This window comes from Gemmata sp. SH-PL17 (assembly GCF_001610855.1).
Classification (GTDB): Bacteria; Planctomycetota; Planctomycetia; order Gemmatales; family Gemmataceae; genus Gemmata; species Gemmata massiliana.
The window spans coordinates 5,412,343-5,429,795 of the sequence record NZ_CP011271.1 but is presented as its reverse complement, the minus strand read 5'-3'; the positions used below and the strand labels follow the sequence as shown (position 1 = coordinate 5,429,795).

General features: G+C 62.7%; 18 protein-coding genes and 1 pseudogene. 14 read left to right on the top strand and 5 right to left on the bottom strand.

The annotated features are described in order from the left end of the window. Positions 1 to 29: 29 nt before the first annotated feature. The 3 genes from VT84_RS22290 (at position 30) to VT84_RS22280 (ending at position 2,083) form a co-directional block, all read left to right on the top strand. Positions 30 to 524, top strand: a complete 495-nt coding sequence (locus VT84_RS22290; RefSeq protein WP_082841035.1) for a pyridoxamine 5'-phosphate oxidase family protein — start codon at positions 30 to 32, stop codon at positions 522 to 524. A 65-nt stretch (positions 525 to 589) separates the two neighbouring features. Further along, positions 590 to 829: a hypothetical protein gene (locus VT84_RS22285; RefSeq protein ID WP_052552169.1), complete on the top strand. Its 240-nt coding sequence runs from the start codon at positions 590 to 592 to the stop codon at positions 827 to 829. A gap of 210 nt (positions 830 to 1,039) precedes the next feature. Then, positions 1,040 to 2,083 (top strand): bile acid:sodium symporter family protein, encoded by a 1,044-nt coding sequence (locus VT84_RS22280; protein ID WP_082841034.1) that lies wholly within the window; start codon positions 1,040 to 1,042, stop codon positions 2,081 to 2,083. Between the two features lie 125 nt (positions 2,084 to 2,208). On the opposite strand, the gene VT84_RS22275 is transcribed toward VT84_RS22280, so the two are convergent. Together VT84_RS22275 and VT84_RS22270 are read right to left on the bottom strand one after the other, a co-directional pair. After that, the gene (locus VT84_RS22275) at positions 2,209 to 3,099 is read right to left on the bottom strand and encodes a hypothetical protein (RefSeq protein ID WP_052552165.1); all 891 of its coding nucleotides are present in this window, start codon (positions 3,097 to 3,099) and stop codon (positions 2,209 to 2,211) included. A gap of 168 nt (positions 3,100 to 3,267) precedes the next feature. Then, positions 3,268 to 4,369: pseudogene (locus tag VT84_RS22270) on the bottom strand (IS3 family transposase); the annotation flags it as partial. Between the two features lie 102 nt (positions 4,370 to 4,471). Here VT84_RS22270 and VT84_RS22265 point away from each other — a divergent pair. Genes VT84_RS22265 through VT84_RS22250 form a run of 4 tightly spaced genes read left to right on the top strand, consistent with a single transcriptional unit; the run spans position 4,472 to position 7,338 of the window. Continuing rightward, the gene (locus tag VT84_RS22265; protein WP_239465439.1) at positions 4,472 to 4,747 is read left to right on the top strand and encodes a hypothetical protein; all 276 of its coding nucleotides are present in this window, start codon (positions 4,472 to 4,474) and stop codon (positions 4,745 to 4,747) included. Beyond that, positions 4,747 to 5,865 (top strand): Gfo/Idh/MocA family protein, encoded by a 1,119-nt coding sequence (locus VT84_RS22260; RefSeq protein ID WP_082841032.1) that lies wholly within the window; start codon positions 4,747 to 4,749, stop codon positions 5,863 to 5,865. Before VT84_RS22265 ends, VT84_RS22260 begins: the two co-directional genes overlap by 1 nt. Then, the gene (locus VT84_RS22255; protein ID WP_052552158.1) at positions 5,862 to 6,683 is read left to right on the top strand and encodes a hypothetical protein; all 822 of its coding nucleotides are present in this window, start codon (positions 5,862 to 5,864) and stop codon (positions 6,681 to 6,683) included. The genes VT84_RS22260 and VT84_RS22255 overlap by 4 nt, the downstream gene beginning before the upstream one ends. Before the next feature lie 49 nt (positions 6,684 to 6,732). Beyond that, on the top strand, positions 6,733 to 7,338 hold the full coding sequence (locus tag VT84_RS22250) for a phosphoesterase (protein WP_204249622.1): 606 nt from the start codon (positions 6,733 to 6,735) through the stop codon (positions 7,336 to 7,338). Positions 7,339 to 7,346: 8 nt separating this feature from the next. Here the strand turns inward: VT84_RS22250 and VT84_RS22245 are convergent, their stop codons facing one another. The 3 genes from VT84_RS22245 to VT84_RS22235 all read right to left on the bottom strand — a co-directional run bounded on the left by VT84_RS22245 (position 7,347) and on the right by VT84_RS22235 (position 10,237). Beyond that, positions 7,347 to 8,015 (bottom strand): hypothetical protein, encoded by a 669-nt coding sequence (locus tag VT84_RS22245; protein WP_052552153.1) that lies wholly within the window; start codon positions 8,013 to 8,015, stop codon positions 7,347 to 7,349. Then, positions 8,012 to 8,890: a UDP-N-acetylmuramate dehydrogenase gene (gene murB / locus VT84_RS22240; protein ID WP_052552150.1), complete on the bottom strand. Its 879-nt coding sequence runs from the start codon at positions 8,888 to 8,890 to the stop codon at positions 8,012 to 8,014. The genes VT84_RS22245 and murB overlap by 4 nt, the downstream gene beginning before the upstream one ends. A 108-nt stretch (positions 8,891 to 8,998) precedes the next feature. After that, entirely contained in the window at positions 8,999 to 10,237 is a 1,239-nt protein-coding gene (locus VT84_RS22235; protein WP_082841030.1) for a PQQ-binding-like beta-propeller repeat protein, read from the bottom strand. Between the two features lie 224 nt (positions 10,238 to 10,461). On the opposite strand from VT84_RS22235, the gene VT84_RS22230 reads away from it, so the two are divergent. The 7 genes from VT84_RS22230 (at position 10,462) to VT84_RS22200 (ending at position 17,304) form a co-directional block, all read left to right on the top strand. After that, positions 10,462 to 10,986: a HEAT repeat domain-containing protein gene (locus tag VT84_RS22230; protein ID WP_082841029.1), complete on the top strand. Its 525-nt coding sequence runs from the start codon at positions 10,462 to 10,464 to the stop codon at positions 10,984 to 10,986. Positions 10,987 to 11,096: 110 nt separating this feature from the next. Then, on the top strand, positions 11,097 to 12,437 hold the full coding sequence (locus VT84_RS22225; protein WP_082841028.1) for a hypothetical protein: 1,341 nt from the start codon (positions 11,097 to 11,099) through the stop codon (positions 12,435 to 12,437). A 155-nt stretch (positions 12,438 to 12,592) separates the two neighbouring features. Then, positions 12,593 to 13,456, top strand: coding sequence for an acetylglutamate kinase (argB, locus tag VT84_RS22220; RefSeq protein ID WP_082841027.1), 864 nt, complete (start codon positions 12,593 to 12,595; stop codon positions 13,454 to 13,456). A gap of 77 nt (positions 13,457 to 13,533) precedes the next feature. Then, positions 13,534 to 14,745, top strand: a complete 1,212-nt coding sequence (locus VT84_RS22215; protein WP_052552136.1) for an aspartate aminotransferase family protein — start codon at positions 13,534 to 13,536, stop codon at positions 14,743 to 14,745. A gap of 106 nt (positions 14,746 to 14,851) precedes the next feature. Then, a complete protein-coding gene (gene argF, locus VT84_RS22210; RefSeq protein WP_082841026.1) occupies positions 14,852 to 15,763 on the top strand; it encodes an ornithine carbamoyltransferase in 912 nt (303 codons plus the stop codon). Positions 15,764 to 16,030: 267 nt separating this feature from the next. Further along, a complete protein-coding gene (locus VT84_RS38775) occupies positions 16,031 to 16,696 on the top strand; it encodes a c-type cytochrome (RefSeq protein WP_157469710.1) in 666 nt (221 codons plus the stop codon). An 89-nt stretch (positions 16,697 to 16,785) separates the two neighbouring features. Next, on the top strand, positions 16,786 to 17,304 hold the full coding sequence (locus VT84_RS22200) for a GrpB family protein (RefSeq protein ID WP_082841025.1): 519 nt from the start codon (positions 16,786 to 16,788) through the stop codon (positions 17,302 to 17,304). The last annotated feature ends 149 nt before the right edge of the window (positions 17,305 to 17,453 follow it).

Sequence of the window (17,453 nt, the reverse complement as noted above, 5' to 3'; positions counted from 1 at the left end):
AATGCACCCCGCTCCATGAGAGTGCTCCAATGGCAACGTCACCCGACAATAAACTGCACGAGCTACTCGAAGAATTCGGCACCGCGATGCTGGCCACGCGCACCCCTGAAGGGCAACTCCGCGCGAGGCCGATGGGACTTGCGGAAGTCGAACAGGACGGCACGCTCTGGTTCCTGACGAGCAAAAGTTCGGCGAAGGTGGACGAACTCGCGCGGGACGGTCACGCGGCCGTGACGATGCAATCCAAAACGAAGTTTGTGTCCGTGAGTGGTACGGCGACTCCCGTCGAGGACCGCGCACGGGTCGCGCGCCTCTGGAAGATCGAGTGGAAAGCTTGGTTCCCGGGCGGGAAGGACGATCCGGACTTGGTGCTCCTGCGGTTCAACGCTGACACGGGCGAGTATTGGGACAACAGCGGCACGAGCGGGATCAAGTACCTCATCGAAGCGGGCAAAGCGCTGCTAACCGGTACGCGGCCCGAGGTCGGGGACGATCCCAAGGTTCACGCCAAGGTCACTTTGTAGACGGCGATTGGCACAACGCTTGCGACAGGATTTCTGCCCAACACCTCTCACTCGGAGAGAACGCCATGAGCAAGAAGAGTCACAGCCCGGGACCGGTCCCACCCGGTAACAAGTCGCATATGGGAACCACGTTCCAGCCCGATCAGGACGAACAGGGGCAGCTCGGCGACCAACAGGGCACGGGGTTTCAGGAAGAAGATCCGAAGCGCAGACTGGGTGATTTCACGGGAACGGGCGAGCACGCGCGACAACAGCCCGGTCCGCTAAACAACGGTGGGCGGAGGCACGGTGAGGACGCGGGGTGAACTGATTGCCCACTGCGAACGGATCACTTCAGCAATTTCGATGCAGCCGCGAACACCATTCGCGGCTGTGATCGTTTTGGGAGGAACGGGTGCCGCGTTTGGGAAGCCGCGTGATCCGCCGAGCATTTGATCCGTGTCGCGCACCGCATGGCTCCAGAAGACTAAACTGAACCGAGCAGTCCAAGTGCCCGCTCCGTGGAGTCACCCAGAGTGCAGATCCGTCGAATTCGTTCCGTACTTCGTCAGCGCCTCGATTGGTTTTTGGTCGGGATGGGCGCAGCGGTTGGTCTGGCGTGGTTGTTTCCCGAACCGGGCGCGGACGGTGGGTGGATGCACCCGGACCTCCTGACCAAGGCAGGGGTCGCGCTCGTGTTTTTCCTTCACGGCGTGGCCCTGCCGTTCGCCGCGCTCAAGGCCGGAACGCTCCGCTGGCCCCTGCACCTGACGGTGCAGAGCTGCACCTACCTCCTGTTTCCCCTCCTCGGGATCGCGATGTTGGCGATAATTGGGGACCGTCTGCAAACAGGTCTGAGGCTCGGGATCTTCTATTTGTGTGCGTTGCCGTCCACCGTTTCGTCATCGGTGGCACTGACGGCCGCGGCGCGCGGCAACGTCCCGGCCGCGGTGTTCAACGCGACGCTCTCGGCATTGCTGGGAGTGCTTCTGACTCCCCTGTGGATCTCGGGATACCTCGGAGCCAGCGGTGCTTCGCTCCCGGTGGGTGAAGTCGTGCTCGACCTGGTTCAGTGGCTGGTTGTCCCACTCGCAGCGGGGCAAATCGCCCGACCGTGGTTGGGCGCGTGGAGCGGGCGACACAAGCCGCTCGTTCACGCGATCGATCGCGGAACCGTCCTGTTGCTGGTGTACACGTCGTTCTGTGAATCGGTACAGCGGGGCGTGTGGACCGGTCACGGTTGGGGCGCGCTGATCGGAACCGGGATCGGGTGCGCGGTTCTACTGGCAGTGGCGCTCGGGGTAACGTCGGCCGTGTGTCGGGCGCTGCGATTCAGCGAAGAGGACCGGATCGCGGCCGTGTTCTGCGGGTCGAAGAAGACGCTGGCCTCGGGTGTGCCGATGGCGGCGCTGATCTTCGGATCGAACCCCGATGTGGGGCTGATTCTACTGCCGATTATGATTTACCACCCGCTGCAACTGATCGTGTGCGGCGTACTCGCCGGCCGGTGGGCACGGCGCGCAGCGCCCACCGAATCGGCGCCATCGGCTTTGGTAGCGGGGAAGGGTATCTCGAAGTGATGGGACTCGCAGTTCCCGATCGCGTGCCTTTCGGGACACCGGAGCCGATTACCAGAGATCGGCTCGCGGTTTAGTTCCACACGTGACCGAAGCCCCACCAGTCTGCGGGGCTTCGATGGCACAAACTACTTCTTCGCCGCGCGCGTTTTTTCCGTTCCCTTGGAGGAAGCCGTAATCGTGAGGGAGCCGTTGTTGGGCAGTTCGGCGGAAACATCGATGGTTACGTCGATCTTACTGTCCTCGAACTCGATGGTCCCATCAATGCAGGCATCGATGGTGGCCTTGATGACCAGTTTGCTGCCCTCTTTGGTTTTGATGAACTGCTCCTCACCGAGTTCGAGTTCCGTGACGAGCGCGGTGACCGTGATTTCGAGGACACCGAACTGCGCGCCGTCTTTCTTGTAGACCTTCAGGAGTTTGCCGCTCACCGTCGACTTCTTCACGTCGACCTTCATTTTGTCTTCGCCGAGCGACTTAAAAATCTGCTCGCTCTTCTCCGGCGGCACTTTCCAGCCCCCGCCGACTTTGACGGCGTCTTTGGGCAAGAAGTCTTCGTTCTGCGGGTCGCCGTCCTTCTTGTTGAAACTCTTGTAGAGCTCCGGGGCGTCCTCCTTGCTTAGCTCCTTGCCGTCGACGCTGAGCGCGTACTTGTCGCCCTTCTTTTCAATGAGCACGGTCTTCCCGGAGTACACGGCCTTGGTCGTACCGTTTTTGTCGGTCTTCTCGGCGACGGTGTACTTCCGCGTCAGCTTCGTGGGCCGCCTGTCGCCCTCTTTCTTTTCTAGGATCTCCTCGGTGTACACCTCTTTATTGCCGTTCGGGAGTTCCTCTTTTTTGTTCGCGCCCCCGAAATCCACATCGACGTTGGTCTTGCCTTCTTCTTTCTTCTCGTTCTCGGTCTTGTCACCCTTTTTGCTCTTGTAGAGCTTGAGCGTGTAGGTCTCGTCCGCGGCGAGTGCGGACCCGCCCGCCAACAGACCGACTGCGAAGCAACACGTCAGGAGCGCGCGAAACATGAGGAGAACCCTTTCGGATGTGGGTACTGATCGAACACCCGGTCATGGTACGGTGACACGGGGAAGGCCGGCAAATCGGAACTGGGAATCGGGTGCAGTATGTAGTGGACCCCATTGTCGAGACCAAAACCCGGCGATTCTTAGCTGCGCTCTCGCCGGCTCTTTTGACCTTCCCGCCCGGTACACTTCGACCGGGGTCTTGTACCCGAGCGACTGATGGAGCCGGGCCTCGTTGTAGAAGGCGAAGTACGCCCGCAGCCCCCGCTCCAACTCGGGCACCGACTCGTACCCCCGCAGGAACACGTCCTCGTACTTCACACTCCGCCACAGGCGCTCGACGAACACGTTGTCCAAGCACCGCTCCCGACGTCCATGCTCACCCGCACCCCGGCCGCCTCGACCCGCTCGACCCACGCCCCGGCCGTGAACTGCACCCCCTGGTCGGTGTTGAACACCTCCGGCGTCCCGGCCGCCAACGCCTCGTCCAGCATGTCCCGGCAGAACGCCCCGTCGAGCGTGTTCGACAGCCGCCACGCCACCACGTACCGGCTGAACCCGTCGATCGTCGCCGCCAGGTACATGAACCCGGAGGTCAGTGGTAGGTATGTGATGTCGGCCGACCACACCTGCCCGACCCGGTCGATTGGCACGTCCCGGAGCAGGTACGGGTACACCTTGTGCCCACGCCCGGCCGACAGCTTCGGCTTCGGGTGGATGGCCTCCAGCCTCATCACCCGCAGCCGCCGCTGCACCCGTTGCGGTTCACCTCATGGCCGCCCCGGACGAGCCACCGGGTGATCCGCCGGCTCCCGTAGAACGGGCGCGCCGTGTACTGCTGGTCGATCAGCCGCATCAGCTTGAGGTTCTCGACCGACGCCCCGGTCGGCTCCCGGTAGTAGGTCGCCCGCCCCAGCCCGATCAACTGGCACTGCCGGCGGACGCTCAGTTCGGCGTGCCCCTCGTCGATCATGGCCCGCTTGACGTCAGCCGAGGGCGGCAGATTTTTTTTCACCCAGTCGAGCTCGACTTTGAGTCGCCCGATCTGCTCGTAGAGTTCGGCGGTCTTGTCGTCCGGCGGTCCGGTGGTCTTGGTCCCGGCGGCGAACACGGCCTCGGCCCCGGTCAGGAGCTTCTTCTTCCAGTCGTGGATCAGGGTCGGGTGGACGCCGAACTGGGCGGCCACCTCGTTGACCGTCTTGTCACCCTTGAGAGCGGCCAGGGCGACCTGGGCCTTGAACCCCGCCGAGTGGCTCTTCCGCTTGCCCGCCATCGGTTCCCCTTTCCTGGGCCTCCGGTTAAGCTACACCGGAGGCCCAGGAAAGGGGTCCACTATAACACTCATCGATGATCTGGCAAAATATGGGCGGCGGCATTGGAAAAGATCAAGACGCAGCAAGCCACACTGTTGCGTGAAATCTTGGGTAACCCTTTCCGCCCCATCGTCGTTAACCCTTCTTGGCTCACCTCCAATGTGGTTGCGCTCGCTACAGGCATCTACGCTGGAAAAGCCTTTGATCGGATGCCGATCCTTGCCGACGCTCTTCAAGACGCCGGTTGCGACAACGAAGACATCATGAACCACTGCCGACAACCGGGCGAACACGTCCGAGACTGCTGGGTGGTGGATCTGCTGCTGGGGAAGATGTGATGCCGACCTCTCCCGATCCCGCATTCGGTCTGAACTACAGGCCTGCACTTCCTCAACGCCTCGGCTGGCGGATCGGGTGTCTCGGGGCCGGGTTCATCATGCGGGATTGCCACTTGCTTGCGTACCGCAATGCTGGGTTCAACCCCGTCGCCATTGCTTCGCGGAACGAGACGACTGCGAAAGAAGTCGCCGCACAGTACAACATCCCCACTGTTCAGAGCATTGAGGCGCTGCTTGCAAATCCCGAGGTCGAAATCCTCGACGTGGCAGTCCCACCAGCCGCCCAACCCGATCTGATTCGCCGTGCGGTAGAAACTGGAAAGGGGCGGCTCCGGGGCATCCTCGCTCAGAAGCCGCTCGCCCTGTCGGTCGGCGTGGCAAAGGAACTCGTGAATCTGTGCGCCGATGCGGGTATCACGCTGGCAGTTAACCAGAACATGCGGTACGACCAGAGCGTGAGAGTGGCGAAAGACATCCTCAATCGTGGATGGTTGGGTGAGGTTGTCTTGGCGACGATTGAAATGCGGGCAATCCCTCACTGGATGCCGTGGGCGGAGAAGCTAGAAAGTCTGACAACTAAAATTATGTCCGTGCATCACTTAGATACCTTCCGGTACTGGCTCGGCACACCGGAGCGGGTGCTCGCGTCCACCCGGCCAGATCCGCGCACCAAATTCCCGCACCGGGACGGCATTAATCTTTACATTCTGGAGTACGAGTCGGGCGCGCGGGCTGCGTCGTGGGACGACGTGTGGACCGGGCCGAGCAAGGAAGGCGCGGCCGGTGACATCGGGATCAAGTGGCGCATTGAAGGAACGGATGGGTTGATGCAAGGCACAATTGGTTGGCCCAAGTACCCGGCCCGCGAGCCGAGTTCGCTGGAATACAGCACGCGACAACAGCCCAACACTTGGGTGCGTCCGAAGTGGGACGACGTGTGGTTCCCGGACGCCTTCGTGGGCACGATGGCACAGCTCCTCGTCGCTGTCGAGAATGGCACCGAGCCGGAGATTAGCGGGCGCGATAACTTGGAAACGGTCGCGCTGTGTGAGTCCGTTTTCACTGCCGCGACCGAGCACCGCGTGGTCCGCGTGTCCGACGTATTGGGGTCCGCATGACCCCCGATCTTCGCATTCAGCAAGCAATTGTTTTGGGCACGCGCGGCGTTCGAGTCGTTGCGCAGACCGATGAGTTCGATACCGCAGAGGCCGAGCGGATCGCGGTCTTGTTCGGCACGCGCCCAAATGGGGTCACGTGCCCGCGCGCCGATTTCGCCTGCCCCTTCGGGAAGAAACACGTTGCGGTGGCGCGCGTTGAAGACCGGCCCGACGGCGCGCTCGGGTTTCGCTTCCTTGTGCTGTCGCGCGAGCTCTACAAACATTTGGGCGATCCATTTGCGATCGCCGAGCGCTACCACCCGGACTGGAACGCGGTCGGTAAACTCGCCGATCTCGCGTGGCCGATGGAAGTGCTGCCGGAACGCACGCTCGAACAACTCGATGCGATCCTGAAGGTCGGCGATTCGTCGCTCTTGCTCGGGAGCGCTCAGGCGCTCGTAGACGGTAACCGCGTGCTGCTGAAACGTGACGAGCCGGCGCAGTTTATTCGCGACTTGTGGCAACTGCTCCCGGACCGCACGCGGTGCGACCTGTGGCCGGCGACGTTCGCGTTCTCTGACGAACTCGGGTTCCATGCTGCGGTAGGGCCGACACTGCCAACACGTCGCGACGGCGTGCAGGTTCTGACGGAAGACGCGATCCGCGATTACCCGCAAAGCAGCTACGAACTGGGGCTGCAAGTCGCGATCGAGTCCGGTGATCGGGCCGCGTTGCGGAAGTTGCTCGCCCGGCGCACGTCGGACGACACGATTCGTCTGGGGTTGTACATCCTCGCTTTTGCGCTTCTTGCCGCGGTACTGCTGAAGTTCGTGTTCTGAGCGGCGTTGTGTCGTTGTTCGGTGACCACTGACATGGATGGAGGCGGTCGTGCCGCTCGACGAAAAGGTGCTCGTGATCCCGACGGAGCGGTTCCGCGCTGCGTGCTACTTTCACGGGCTTCGCGCCGCAGATAGTGCGTTTCGTGCGGCGATTCTCGACCCGGCCGTGTTCCAGTTTCGCCCACGTTACGAGGTCGAAACCGATCCGTCGTTCAAGCAACTTATCCCGTACATCGTGCTGAAGTGCGGTGACCACCTGTTTCACTACCGGCGCGGCGCGGCTGGCACAGAGAAGCGCCTGGAAGCACTGCGATCGATCGGAATAGGTGGCCATATCAGCGAAGCAGATGCCGCGGGCGGGGACGATCCCTACCAGACGGGCATGATGCGCGAGTTAACCGAAGAAGTGGAACTCGGCTGCGGTTTCCACGAGCGGTGTGTGGGGTTCATTAACGACGACCGCACTCCGGTGGGTAGCGTTCACCTGGGAGTGGTTCACATCTTCGAGTTGGTATCTCGCACCGCTCACTCACGCGAAGACGCTCTAGCGGATTCGGGGTTCGCCCCGTTAGCGGAACTACTCCGCGACGTAGAGCAGTTCGAGACGTGGTCGCAATTCGCGCTGGAAGAATTGGGGCGCCCAACGCGGGCGTGATAATCCTCCTACTTCGCTACCATCAACTTCTGACCATTGCGCTGGATGAGTTGCCAGCCTTGCGGGGTACGTTCGATCGTTTGTGGCTTGTACTCTGCCGCGACCGCAGCCGCACGCACTACGACGTCCCCGGGCCAGAACTGCCCGGCGACCGCGTTCGTTGGCAGCGCGGGGGCCTTGAGAAGCTCGGGTAAGCCATCCGTCGGGGCAGAAATCGGGAGTATCACGCCCTTTGCATCGACCACGCGCTTGCCGCCAGATTGAAGTACCGCCAGTGCCGGTTTGCGGAACGTGAGTGCCACGGTCACCACATCGGGGGCTTCAATTGTCACCGCGTCGACACTCGCGACCCACGGGTGCGCGGTGAACGCGGTGGACAACTTCTTCTTCAAATCGGGATCGAGAATCTGGAACGTCGGCTCGATTTGGGTACTGTATCGCACTTCGGTTAGAAATGTCTCGCGCGACGTGTTCGGCGGCGGCTCACATTGAATGTCAGCAAACCGCACCGCGTACCGGTCGCGCGGGCCGATGTTTCGGCGGGCTTCATCACCCAACCGCGACAGACCGAATAGCAATGCGCCCGCGACACCGAGCGTGAGCACGACCGCGACAATGGGCCGCGTCGTGCGTGGGGCTTTGGGCGGCGGGGCGGGCGCTTTCTTGGCTCGCTTCACCAGACGTGTAACTCCCGTTCGAGCGCCACACCGGTGCGGTCCTTCACTTTTGATCGAACGAGTTCGACCAGTTGCAGAATGTCCCGGGCGGTAGTGCCGGGGTGCGCGACCGCGTAGTTCGAGTTTCGCTCACTCAGTTCCGCGCCGCCCGCCCGCGCCTTCGTCATTTGGGCACGGTCGATGAGGGTTGCAGCGGTGTGACCCGCCGGATTGCGGAACAGCCGAACGGATGCCTGGAAACTCAGCGGCTCGGCCGCTTTTCGTTGAATCCACGCCTTCTGCATTCGCTTCATAACCTGAGCCGGTTCTTCGGGTTCCAGCTCGAACTCGACGGAGAGGATCACCGGCTCATCCAGGTCGCTGTGGTGCTCACTGAACGTGAGTTCGTCGCGCCCGCGGACCTGCACTTTGCCGGCCTCGGTCAGCACGGTTACATTTCGCACGGTTTGGCTGATTTCGCCGTTACGATCACCGACGTTGCACCGCACGCTCCCGCCGACGGTTCCGCGAATACCGACGAGCGTTTCCAACCCGCCGAGTCCGTGCTTCACGGTGAACGCGATGAGGTCGAACAGTTGCCCGCCTCCGCCCGCGGTGATGCGCTTCCCGTCGCGCTGGAGGAACGTGAACGCCTCCGCGGTGAGGCGGATCACCGCGCCCGGAACGGGATCGTCCTGGATCAGCAGGTTGAACCCGCCGCCGAGCATTCGGACCGGAACGCGGTCGCGCTGGCACGCGGACAGGACCGCGTTGAGTTCGTCCAGCGAGCGCGGTTGGATGAGGAACTCGGCCGGGCCGCCGATTTTCAGGTGCGTGAACGGGGCGAGCGGCTGGTTCCGCTGGGTGATTTCTGGGAACTGGTCGGCAAGGGACATTTCGCGGCCTCCTTACCGTTACTGTATCGCCCCGCCCTTTGCTCGCGTAGGCGCTGTCACCAACGCGAACATTTCATCACCAGAAACCGCGAGACACGCATTTCGGCACTATTTCTTCGCGCCGATGCACCACAGGTGTTTGGTTCCGCGAATGAAGATGTCGCCGTCCGAGAACGCGGGGGAGGCGAACACGCCTTCGCCGAGTGGGTTCTTCGCCAGCAGCTCGAACTCTTCACTCGCTTTCAGCACGAACGTGGTGCCTTCGCTGGACGTGAGGTAAATGCGCCCGTCGGCTGCGATCGCCGAAGCGTGGTGCTTCTTCCCGCTCAGGCGCTCTTTCCAGAGCTGTTTGCCCGTCTTCACGTCCCAGCAACTTGCGACTCCAGCGTCGTCCACGAGGAACAATTTGCCGTCGTGGGCGACGGGGGAGGGGACGTACCCGCCTTCGCCCTTTTTCGACCACAGGATGTGCGTCTTGGTGACGTTCCCGGTGCCGTCCGGCTTGATCGCCATGACCCAGTGTTGCGGGAAACCCGCGGTGAGGAGCAGCACGCCGTCGTGCAGGACCATGCTGGAAACGAACTGCTCGGTCGGGCCGTCAATGATCCAGTTCTGTTTCCCGGTGTCCGGAGAATAGCTCGTGACGCACTTGCTCCCGGTCAGCACGAGTTGGGGCTTGTCCGCGGCTTCCACCACAACGGGCGGACAATACGAACGCAGCTTGTTCGGTCGGTCCGCGCGCCACTTTTCCTCACCCGTTCTCTTATCGAGGGCGACAATGTATGCGTTTTTGTCCTTCGGCGCGTCCTGGTCGCCGTTCACGATCACCAGATCCTTGTACAGCACCGGCGGGCTACAGAAGCCGTGAACGGAGTGGAACTCGCCCGGAGTCCTTTCCCACAACAGTTTGCCGTCGAAGTCGTAGCAGTAGACACGTAGGTGCGGCTTGTCGAAGAACGTGATGTAGACGCGCTCGCCGTCGGTCGCGGGGGTGGAACTGGCCCAACTGTTCTCGCTGTGTTTGAACTCCAAACTCGAAACCGCGGCGGTTCTGGTCCAGAGCAGTTTGCCGGTGGCACGGTCCACGCAGTACAGCACGCGCGTTTTGTCGGCTTCCACGCACCCCGCGACGAACACCTTTCCTCGACTCACGACCGGGGACGAGTGCCCCGTGCCGGGGAGTTCGAGCTTCCACTTCACGTTCTCTTTAGCGTCCCAGGTGAGTGGAAAACCCTGATCCTTTACCGTTCCGTCCGCACGCGGGCCGCGCCAGCCGGGCCAATCCTCGGCCGAAACGAAGCTTGGAACGAGTAGCAATCCGAGGGCAGCGAGTAGTCGCGGGTGCATTGAGGCGGTTCTCCGGGCACGATCGGATGTGTTGATTGTGGTGGGCGGACTCGGTGGGCCGTTTCGACGAATTCGGGAGCGATTTCACCATAAGGAACCAGCTCGGGGAACGAAAATCCGGGTTCCCGCGTCGAACCGGTAGCCGAATCCCGTTGTAGTGTTGCTGTAATTGCCCCAAACGAGGTTGCGCTTCTCAAACAACCGAGTCCTCACGGGAGATAATCATGGGTTCCGCTCGGTTCGTAAAGGCGATGTGTGCGGTGGCGCTGTTCAACGGCGCGTTCTACCTGTGCATCAAGGAAGAGGCGCTCGCGGGCGAGAAGGACGACCTCGCGAAGAAGTACACGGAGCAACTTCGGAAGAGCAAGGACGTGAAGGCGCGCGTTACGGCTCTCCAGGAACTCGGGACGCTCGCGCAGATCAAGAAGTCGCTGGCAACGGACGCGCTCCCCGACATTTACAAGGCGGCCGAAGACAAAGACCCGGCGGTTCGGGCCGCTGCCGCCGAAGCGATTGGTAAGGCGGACGAGCCTTACGACAAGGCCGGCGACATCCTCGTGAAGCTGCTGAAGGGGGACAAAGCCGAGGCCGTGAAGATTGCGGCTGCGAAGGGACTGTCTTCAATGGGTACGTCAGCGAAAGAGGCGTTGCCCGTGGTTCGCGATATTGTCAAATCGACGGACAAGAAGAGTCCACTCAATACTGCCGCGAAGGACGCGCTCAAATCGATCAGCGGCACCCGGAAGTAAGGCATCCGCAATCGGCAGGCATCAAACCCGGAGCCAGTGCTCCGGGTTCTTTGTTTTAATCACTACCAAATGGCGGGTACACTCGTGCGGTAACACCGCAGAGGATACCCATGCTGTCGATCGACCGTCGCTCGTTTTTGGCCGCGTCCGCGCTTGCTGCGTCGGGGGGCTGGCCGGCTTCTCGCGTTTCCGGGGCCGATTCGTTACGCACCAAGCCGCCGAAGCGCGCGCGACCGGCCGCGAAGAAGGTCGCGGTCGTTTGCTCCATCTATCACTACCTCTCGCACGCTTACCACATCGCCGGGCGCTACCTCGACGGGTACATGAAGGGCGACGAGCACCACTTCCCGGAATTCGGGATCGCGTCCGCGTATGTCGATCAGGTGAAGGCGAACGACCTGAGCCGCGAACTCGCGAAGGAGCACAGTTTCCGTCTCTCGGAGAGCATCGACGACGCGCTCACGCTCGGAACCGGTAAACTCGCGGTCGACGGCGTGTTGCTTATCTGCGAACACGGCGACTACAAGTACAACGACCGCGGACAGAAGCTCTACCCGCGGTACGAGTTCTTCAAGAAGATCACGGCCGTGTTCGAGAAGACCGGGAAGAGCGTTCCCGTCTTCTGCGACAAGCACCTCAGCTACGACCGCACAAAGGCCGCGGAGATGGTCGCGACCGCGAAGAAGATGCGCTTCCCGCTCATGGCCGGCTCGTCCCTCCCGGTCACGTGGCGCCGACCGGAACTGGAGTTCAAGTGCGGCACCAAGATCACCGAAGCCCTGATCGCGTCGCGCGGCGAACTGGAGATCTACGGCATCCACGCGCTCGAAGCGCTACAGTGCATGGTCGAGCGCCGGTTCTCGGGGGGCGATCCGAAACCCGCGAACCAGGGCGTGAAGGCGGTGACGTGCTTACAAGGCGACGCGGTGTGGAAGGCCGGAGACGACGGGTTGTGGTCGTGGGAACTGCTCGAGCACGCGCTCGGGCACAGTACGTCGCGCAACGCCGGGGACGTGCGCGCGAATTGTCGGCGGTTCCCGCGCCCCGCGACGTGGGGGAACTTCGTCAAAGGCCCGATCGCGTTCCTCGTCGAATATGCGGACGGGTTGAAGGCGACCGTGCTCCAACTGGACGGTCATGTCGCGGACGAAACGTTCGCGGCCCGCGTGGAGGGCGAAAAGAAGCCGTCGTCGTGCCTGTTCTGGCTGCCTCCTCCTCCGGGAGCCGCCTTCCTCGAAGCCCTCGCGGGGCACACGGAAACGCTCTTCGCAACGGGCAAACCGCCGTACCCGGTGGAGCGCACGCAACTTACGGGAGGCATCCTCGATTACGCGATCGAGTCGCGCGCGACGGACTCGAAGCGCCTCGAAACACCGGACCTCGACATCCGCTACGACCCGCCCGCGGATAGTGGGTTTATGCGGGGCGACTACGCGAAACCGGTGAAATGAGAACGCGCGTGAGTGGCTTCCGGCTCGGTGGTTTTCTCGGTTCGCGCAACATTCACGGAGAATCTTAGTCCGGCCGTTGACGCTGTTCGCGCTGCGGCATACGATGGATTTTTCGATTTCTATCAAGCTATTGCTCGAATCTGGGACCGTTTCGGATGTCCGAGCCGAGCCTTACCGCCGAAGTATTTGCCGCTGCCGTTGAGCGATTGACCGCGCACCGCGGTCGACCAATCGTGGTGAAACTCGGCGGTAGCGCGATGGAAGATCCCGCCGCGACCGACGCCTGTCTGCGTTCCGTCGTCACGCTGTTTCGGTTCGGTGTCGAGGTGGTGCTCGTCCACGGCGGCGGGAAACCGATCGACCGCGCAATGGCCGAAGCCGGTCTCACGCCGCGGAAGGTTGCCGGGCGCCGGTACACGGACGATGACACGCTCAAAATTGTCGTCCGCGTGCTACAGGAGATCGGTCACGATTTGGCCGATCGACTGACGAAATGGGGGTGCCCGGCCACGGTCACTCCCGATGCCCTGCTCGGTGAACGACTCGTGCTACCGGGGGCCGATGGCAAGCCCACCGATCTCGGCCGGGTCGGAGCGCCGGCTACCCTCGCGCACTCTCCGGTCGGGCGCGCGGGAACCCCTTACGATTACGTTCAGGTCATTCCCTCGATCGCACGTGATACTGAAGGGCAATGGCTGAACGTGAACGCCGATACCGCGGCGTCCTTTGTGGCCGGCGCGCTGAAGGCCGACAAAGCGGTCTTCCTGACCGACACGCCGGGCGTCTTGCGCGACCGTGCGAATCCCCAATCGCTCATTTCCCAACTCACCGAGAGTGAGTGCCGCGCCCTCATCGCTTCCGGCGTGATTGATGGCGGCATGGTGCCGAAGGTCGAAGCGTGCTTTGAGGCGCTCGACGCCGGTGCGAAATCCGCTCTCATTCTCGACGGCAGGGTGCCCTACTCCCTGCTGAACGTGTTCCTCCACGACACGTTTACCGGCACCGTTATCACGCGGTAAGCCGAACCTCCTCTTTGTGTTCTCTGTCCCACTGTACTCGGATCCGACCCATAATCCCTATTTCTCAACGCCGACCAATGACAACCGAATTGCTTTCCAGCGAACAGACCATCGCCCTGGCGAAAAAACACCTGACCGGGAACTACACCCGATACCCGGTGTGCCTGGTGCGGGGGAGCAATTCCTGGGTGTGGGACGCGGAGGGCAACAGGTACCTGGACTTCTTCCCGGGGTGGGGCTGCGGCATCCTCGGGCACTGCCCGCCGCGCGTGGTTCAGGCCGTTCAGGAACAGGTCGCGACGCTCATCCACGTGCCGAACACGTGGTACACCGAGCCGCAAGCGCTGCTCGGCCAGGCGCTCGCCGAGCGCACCGACTTCAACGGTGTGTCGTTCTTCTGCAACAGCGGAACCGAGGCGAACGAAGCCGCGATCAAGCTCGCGCGCCTCAACGGGAAGCCCAAGGGCAAGTACAAGATCGTGACCCTCACGGGCAGTTTCCACGGCCGCACGATGGGGGCGCTCACCGCGACCGCGCAGCCGAAGTACCACGCCGGCGTCGAGCCGATGCTGCCCGGCTTCAATTACGCCCAGTACGGGGATCTGGAGAGCGTCGCGAAGGCCGTCGACGGCGAAACCTGCGCGATCATGCTCGAACCGATCCAGGGCGAGGGCGGCGTGAACGTTCCGCCCGCGGGGTTCCTCGAAGGGCTGCGTGAACTGTGCGACAAGCACGGTTTGCTCCTCATCTTCGATGAAGTGCAAACCGGGATGGGGCGCACGGGTAAGTGGTTCGGGTACCAGAACTGGAACGTCCGCCCGGACATCATTACGCTGGCCAAGGCGCTCGCAGGGGGCGTCGCGATGGGCGCGCTCGTTGCGACGCCGGAGGTTGCGGAGAAGCTCAAACCCGGCACGCACGCGGCCACGTTCGGCGGTAACCCGCTCGCGGCCCGCGCGGCGCTCGCCACCATCGAGACGATCGAGCAAGAGGGACTGCTGGAGCGCGGCGTGCAACTCGGGGCGCGGTTCCAACAGCGGTTCCTCGAACTGAAGGAAAAGTGCCCGCTGATTACCGACGTCCGCGTGAAGGGGACGATGATCGGCGTGGAACTGAGCGTCGAAGGCGCGCCGGTGGTTCAGGGGTGCTTGGAGAAGGGGCTGCTCATCAACTGCACGCACCAGACCGTGCTGCGGTTGCTCCCGGCGCTGACCCTGTCGGACGAGCAACTCGAAGACGGCTGCGACATCATTTCGGAGGTGCTGCTGAACCTCCGCCAATCGTCGTAAGGTCGAGCGCGGAAGTCGAAGACCCACTTCATTTATGGGTCTTCGACTTTGCGACATTCGACACTGTAGCTTAACGACCGCCTCTACGATCACGACGCATCGAACAATGAAACACTTTCTGAACCTCATCGACCTGACGACGGACGAGCTGAGCCACCTGCTCACTGAAGCCGCGCGGCTCAAGGACGCGCAATCGCGCCGCATCCCGTCGCACAGCCTGAGCGGGCGTGTGGTGGGGCTGGTGTTCGAGAAACCGTCGCTGCGCACGCGGGTGAGTTTCGAGAGTGGCGTCGCGCAACTCGGCGGGACGAGCCTGTACCTGCCCGGCAACGAGGTCGGGCTGGGCTGGCGCGAGAGCCTCGCGGACTTCTCCCGCACCATTTCCAACTACGTCGACGCCCTGGTGCTCCGGGTGTACCGCCACGAGACGCTCGACGGGATCGCGGGCACCGGCAGCATCCCCATTATCAACGGCCTGTCGGACTGGTCGCACCCGTGTCAGGGGCTGGCCGACATCCTGACCGTGCGCGAACTGTTCGGCACTGAAACCGGGCGCACGATCGTGTTCGTGGGCGACGGGAACAATGTGGCCCGCTCGCTCGCGGTGGGGTGCGGCCGGCTCGGTATGCGGTTCGTGCTCGCGTGCCCCATCGGGTACGGCTTCGACGACCGGTTCAAGGCCCAATACACCGCGCAGGTATCTCCCGATTTCCCCCGTGAAGTCAACGACCCGATCGCGGCCGTGAAGGGCGCGGACGTGATCTACACCGACGTGTGGACGAGCATGGGCCAGGAAGCCGAGCGCGAGGAGCGCCTGCGCCGGTTCGCATCGTTCCAGGTGAACGGCGAACTGCTCGCGAAAGCCCCGTCGCACTGTAAGGTGCTTCACTGTCTCCCGGCGCACCGCGGCGAGGAGATCACCGACGAGGTGATGGACGGCGCCGCGTGCGCCGCGTTCCAGCAGGCTGGTAACCGGTTGCACGCTCAGAAGGCCGTGCTGGAATGGCTGCTGAAGTGAAATCGGCGTTCGTGTGAATGCACTCGTCGATACCTCGGCCCGCGCTGTGGGCCGAGGCGGTAGTACCGAATCTCATTTCCAATCAAATCTTTTCAATCACACCGCGGAAGTCTCGAACGAGACGCTTGTCTCGTTTAATGCGCCGTGGTCTAATTTGCCGGTATCGTTCGGGTCGGGCCGAATCACATCCCCGCACCCGAGCGCTCCGCCGCGATCTATCCCATCCGGGCGGCGGGCGGCTTCATTCATCTCGGAAAGGACACGGTAATGACTCGCGGAGGTGTTCTGAGGGCGTGGCCCGCGCCGCTCTGCTTGAGCGTGGCGCTCGGACTCGCGGTCGTGGGGTGTCAGAAGAAGGTCGAAGACACGGGTTCGGGCGGTGCGCCACCCGTGAACTCGCGCAACAATCGGCCCGGTGGCTTCCCCGGAATGGGCGGCCCACCGGGGGGCATGTCTCCAGCGGACGTGCTCGCTAAATTGCCCGGCGGGGACGAGTTCGCTGCCGGTAAGAAAGTGTACGCGGACAACAAGTGCGTTAACTGCCACAAGCTCGGTGATACCGGTATGGCGATGGGGCCGCCTCCGGGAATGGGCGGACCTCCGGGGATGGGTGGCCCTCCTGGGGCACCTCCCGGCGCCCCTCCGGGTGGTCCCGGTGGTCCCCCTGGTGCTGCGGGTGGTCCTCCCGGCGGACCGGGTGGACCTCCGGGAATGGGCGGCCCTCCTGGGATGGGTGGGCCACCTGGACGAATGGCGGGACCGGACCTCACCAAGACCGGGGCCGAACCCGGACACACGACTCAGTGGCTCAGCGAGCACATTCGCAATCCGAAGTCGCACTCACCAATGTCTTCAATGCCCGCGTCCGGGCCGGACAAAATCAGTGACGCGGACCTGAAGGTGCTGGTCGAGTACCTCGCCAGTCGCAAGTAGTTTGAACCTGTTTCGGGACGAGTGTCGGGCGGTCGTTGAGTTGTGACTTGGCGGCCGCCCGACTCGTTTCACGGCATTGTGAGGGGCACATGCGGAGCCGGTATTCGTTCGCAGACTACTCCCCCGAATGGCCGGCGGCGTTCGAGGACGCGGCGAAGCAACTCCGGCTCTTGCTCGATGGGGAGTTGGTCGCCGTTCACCACATCGGCAGCACGTCCGTACCCGGTTTGGCCGCCAAGCCGATCATTGATTTGATGCCCGTGGTTCGTGTGATTGAGTCCGTCGATTCTTTGGTGCCCGCATTCCGGGACGCGGGGTACCGGGATTGGGGCGAGTACGGTTTACCGGGGCGCCGGTACTTCACCCGGGACCGCGACGGGCTCCGAACGCACAACGTTCACGTCTATCAGTTCGATAACCCCGAAGTGGAACGCCACTTGGCGTTCTGCGCGTACTTGCGGCACGACGATTCGGCACGGCAAGAGTACGAGGCGCAGAAGCGCGCGGCCTACGTACTGCACCCGGTCGACATCGACGCATACAACGATGCGAAGAATGCCTGGATCAAGCGCACCGAACAACTGGCCCTGGATTGGTATCGCAGGTAATCGCGCGATCCGATTGCGCCTCGTGCGGGCATTCCCCACAATCTCTTCGCATCCTGTTTGCGACAGATCGTTTGGAGCAGTCTCGCATCTACCGAGCGGGGAGGGGATATTCATAAAATGTGAATACCTGCCTGCTCTCGGAGACCCTT

Coding starts and splice junctions, on each gene's coding strand:
- VT84_RS22225 (WP_082841028.1), top strand. CDS start 11,097: ATGCTGTCGATCGACCGTCGCTCGTTTTTGGCCGCGTCCGCGCTTGCT.
- murB (WP_052552150.1), bottom strand. CDS start 8,890: ATGTCCCTTGCCGACCAGTTCCCAGAAATCACCCAGCGGAACCAGCCG.
- argB (WP_082841027.1), top strand. CDS start 12,593: ATGTCCGAGCCGAGCCTTACCGCCGAAGTATTTGCCGCTGCCGTTGAG.
- VT84_RS22285 (WP_052552169.1), top strand. CDS start 590: ATGAGCAAGAAGAGTCACAGCCCGGGACCGGTCCCACCCGGTAACAAG.
- VT84_RS22275 (WP_052552165.1), bottom strand. CDS start 3,099: ATGTTTCGCGCGCTCCTGACGTGTTGCTTCGCAGTCGGTCTGTTGGCG.
- VT84_RS22230 (WP_082841029.1), top strand. CDS start 10,462: ATGGGTTCCGCTCGGTTCGTAAAGGCGATGTGTGCGGTGGCGCTGTTC.
- VT84_RS38775 (WP_157469710.1), top strand. CDS start 16,031: ATGACTCGCGGAGGTGTTCTGAGGGCGTGGCCCGCGCCGCTCTGCTTG.
- argF (WP_082841026.1), top strand. CDS start 14,852: ATGAAACACTTTCTGAACCTCATCGACCTGACGACGGACGAGCTGAGC.
- VT84_RS22260 (WP_082841032.1), top strand. CDS start 4,747: ATGCCGACCTCTCCCGATCCCGCATTCGGTCTGAACTACAGGCCTGCA.
- VT84_RS22255 (WP_052552158.1), top strand. CDS start 5,862: ATGACCCCCGATCTTCGCATTCAGCAAGCAATTGTTTTGGGCACGCGC.
- VT84_RS22290 (WP_082841035.1), top strand. CDS start 30: ATGGCAACGTCACCCGACAATAAACTGCACGAGCTACTCGAAGAATTC.
- VT84_RS22200 (WP_082841025.1), top strand. CDS start 16,786: ATGCGGAGCCGGTATTCGTTCGCAGACTACTCCCCCGAATGGCCGGCG.
- VT84_RS22235 (WP_082841030.1), bottom strand. CDS start 10,237: ATGCACCCGCGACTACTCGCTGCCCTCGGATTGCTACTCGTTCCAAGC.
- VT84_RS22215 (WP_052552136.1), top strand. CDS start 13,534: ATGACAACCGAATTGCTTTCCAGCGAACAGACCATCGCCCTGGCGAAA.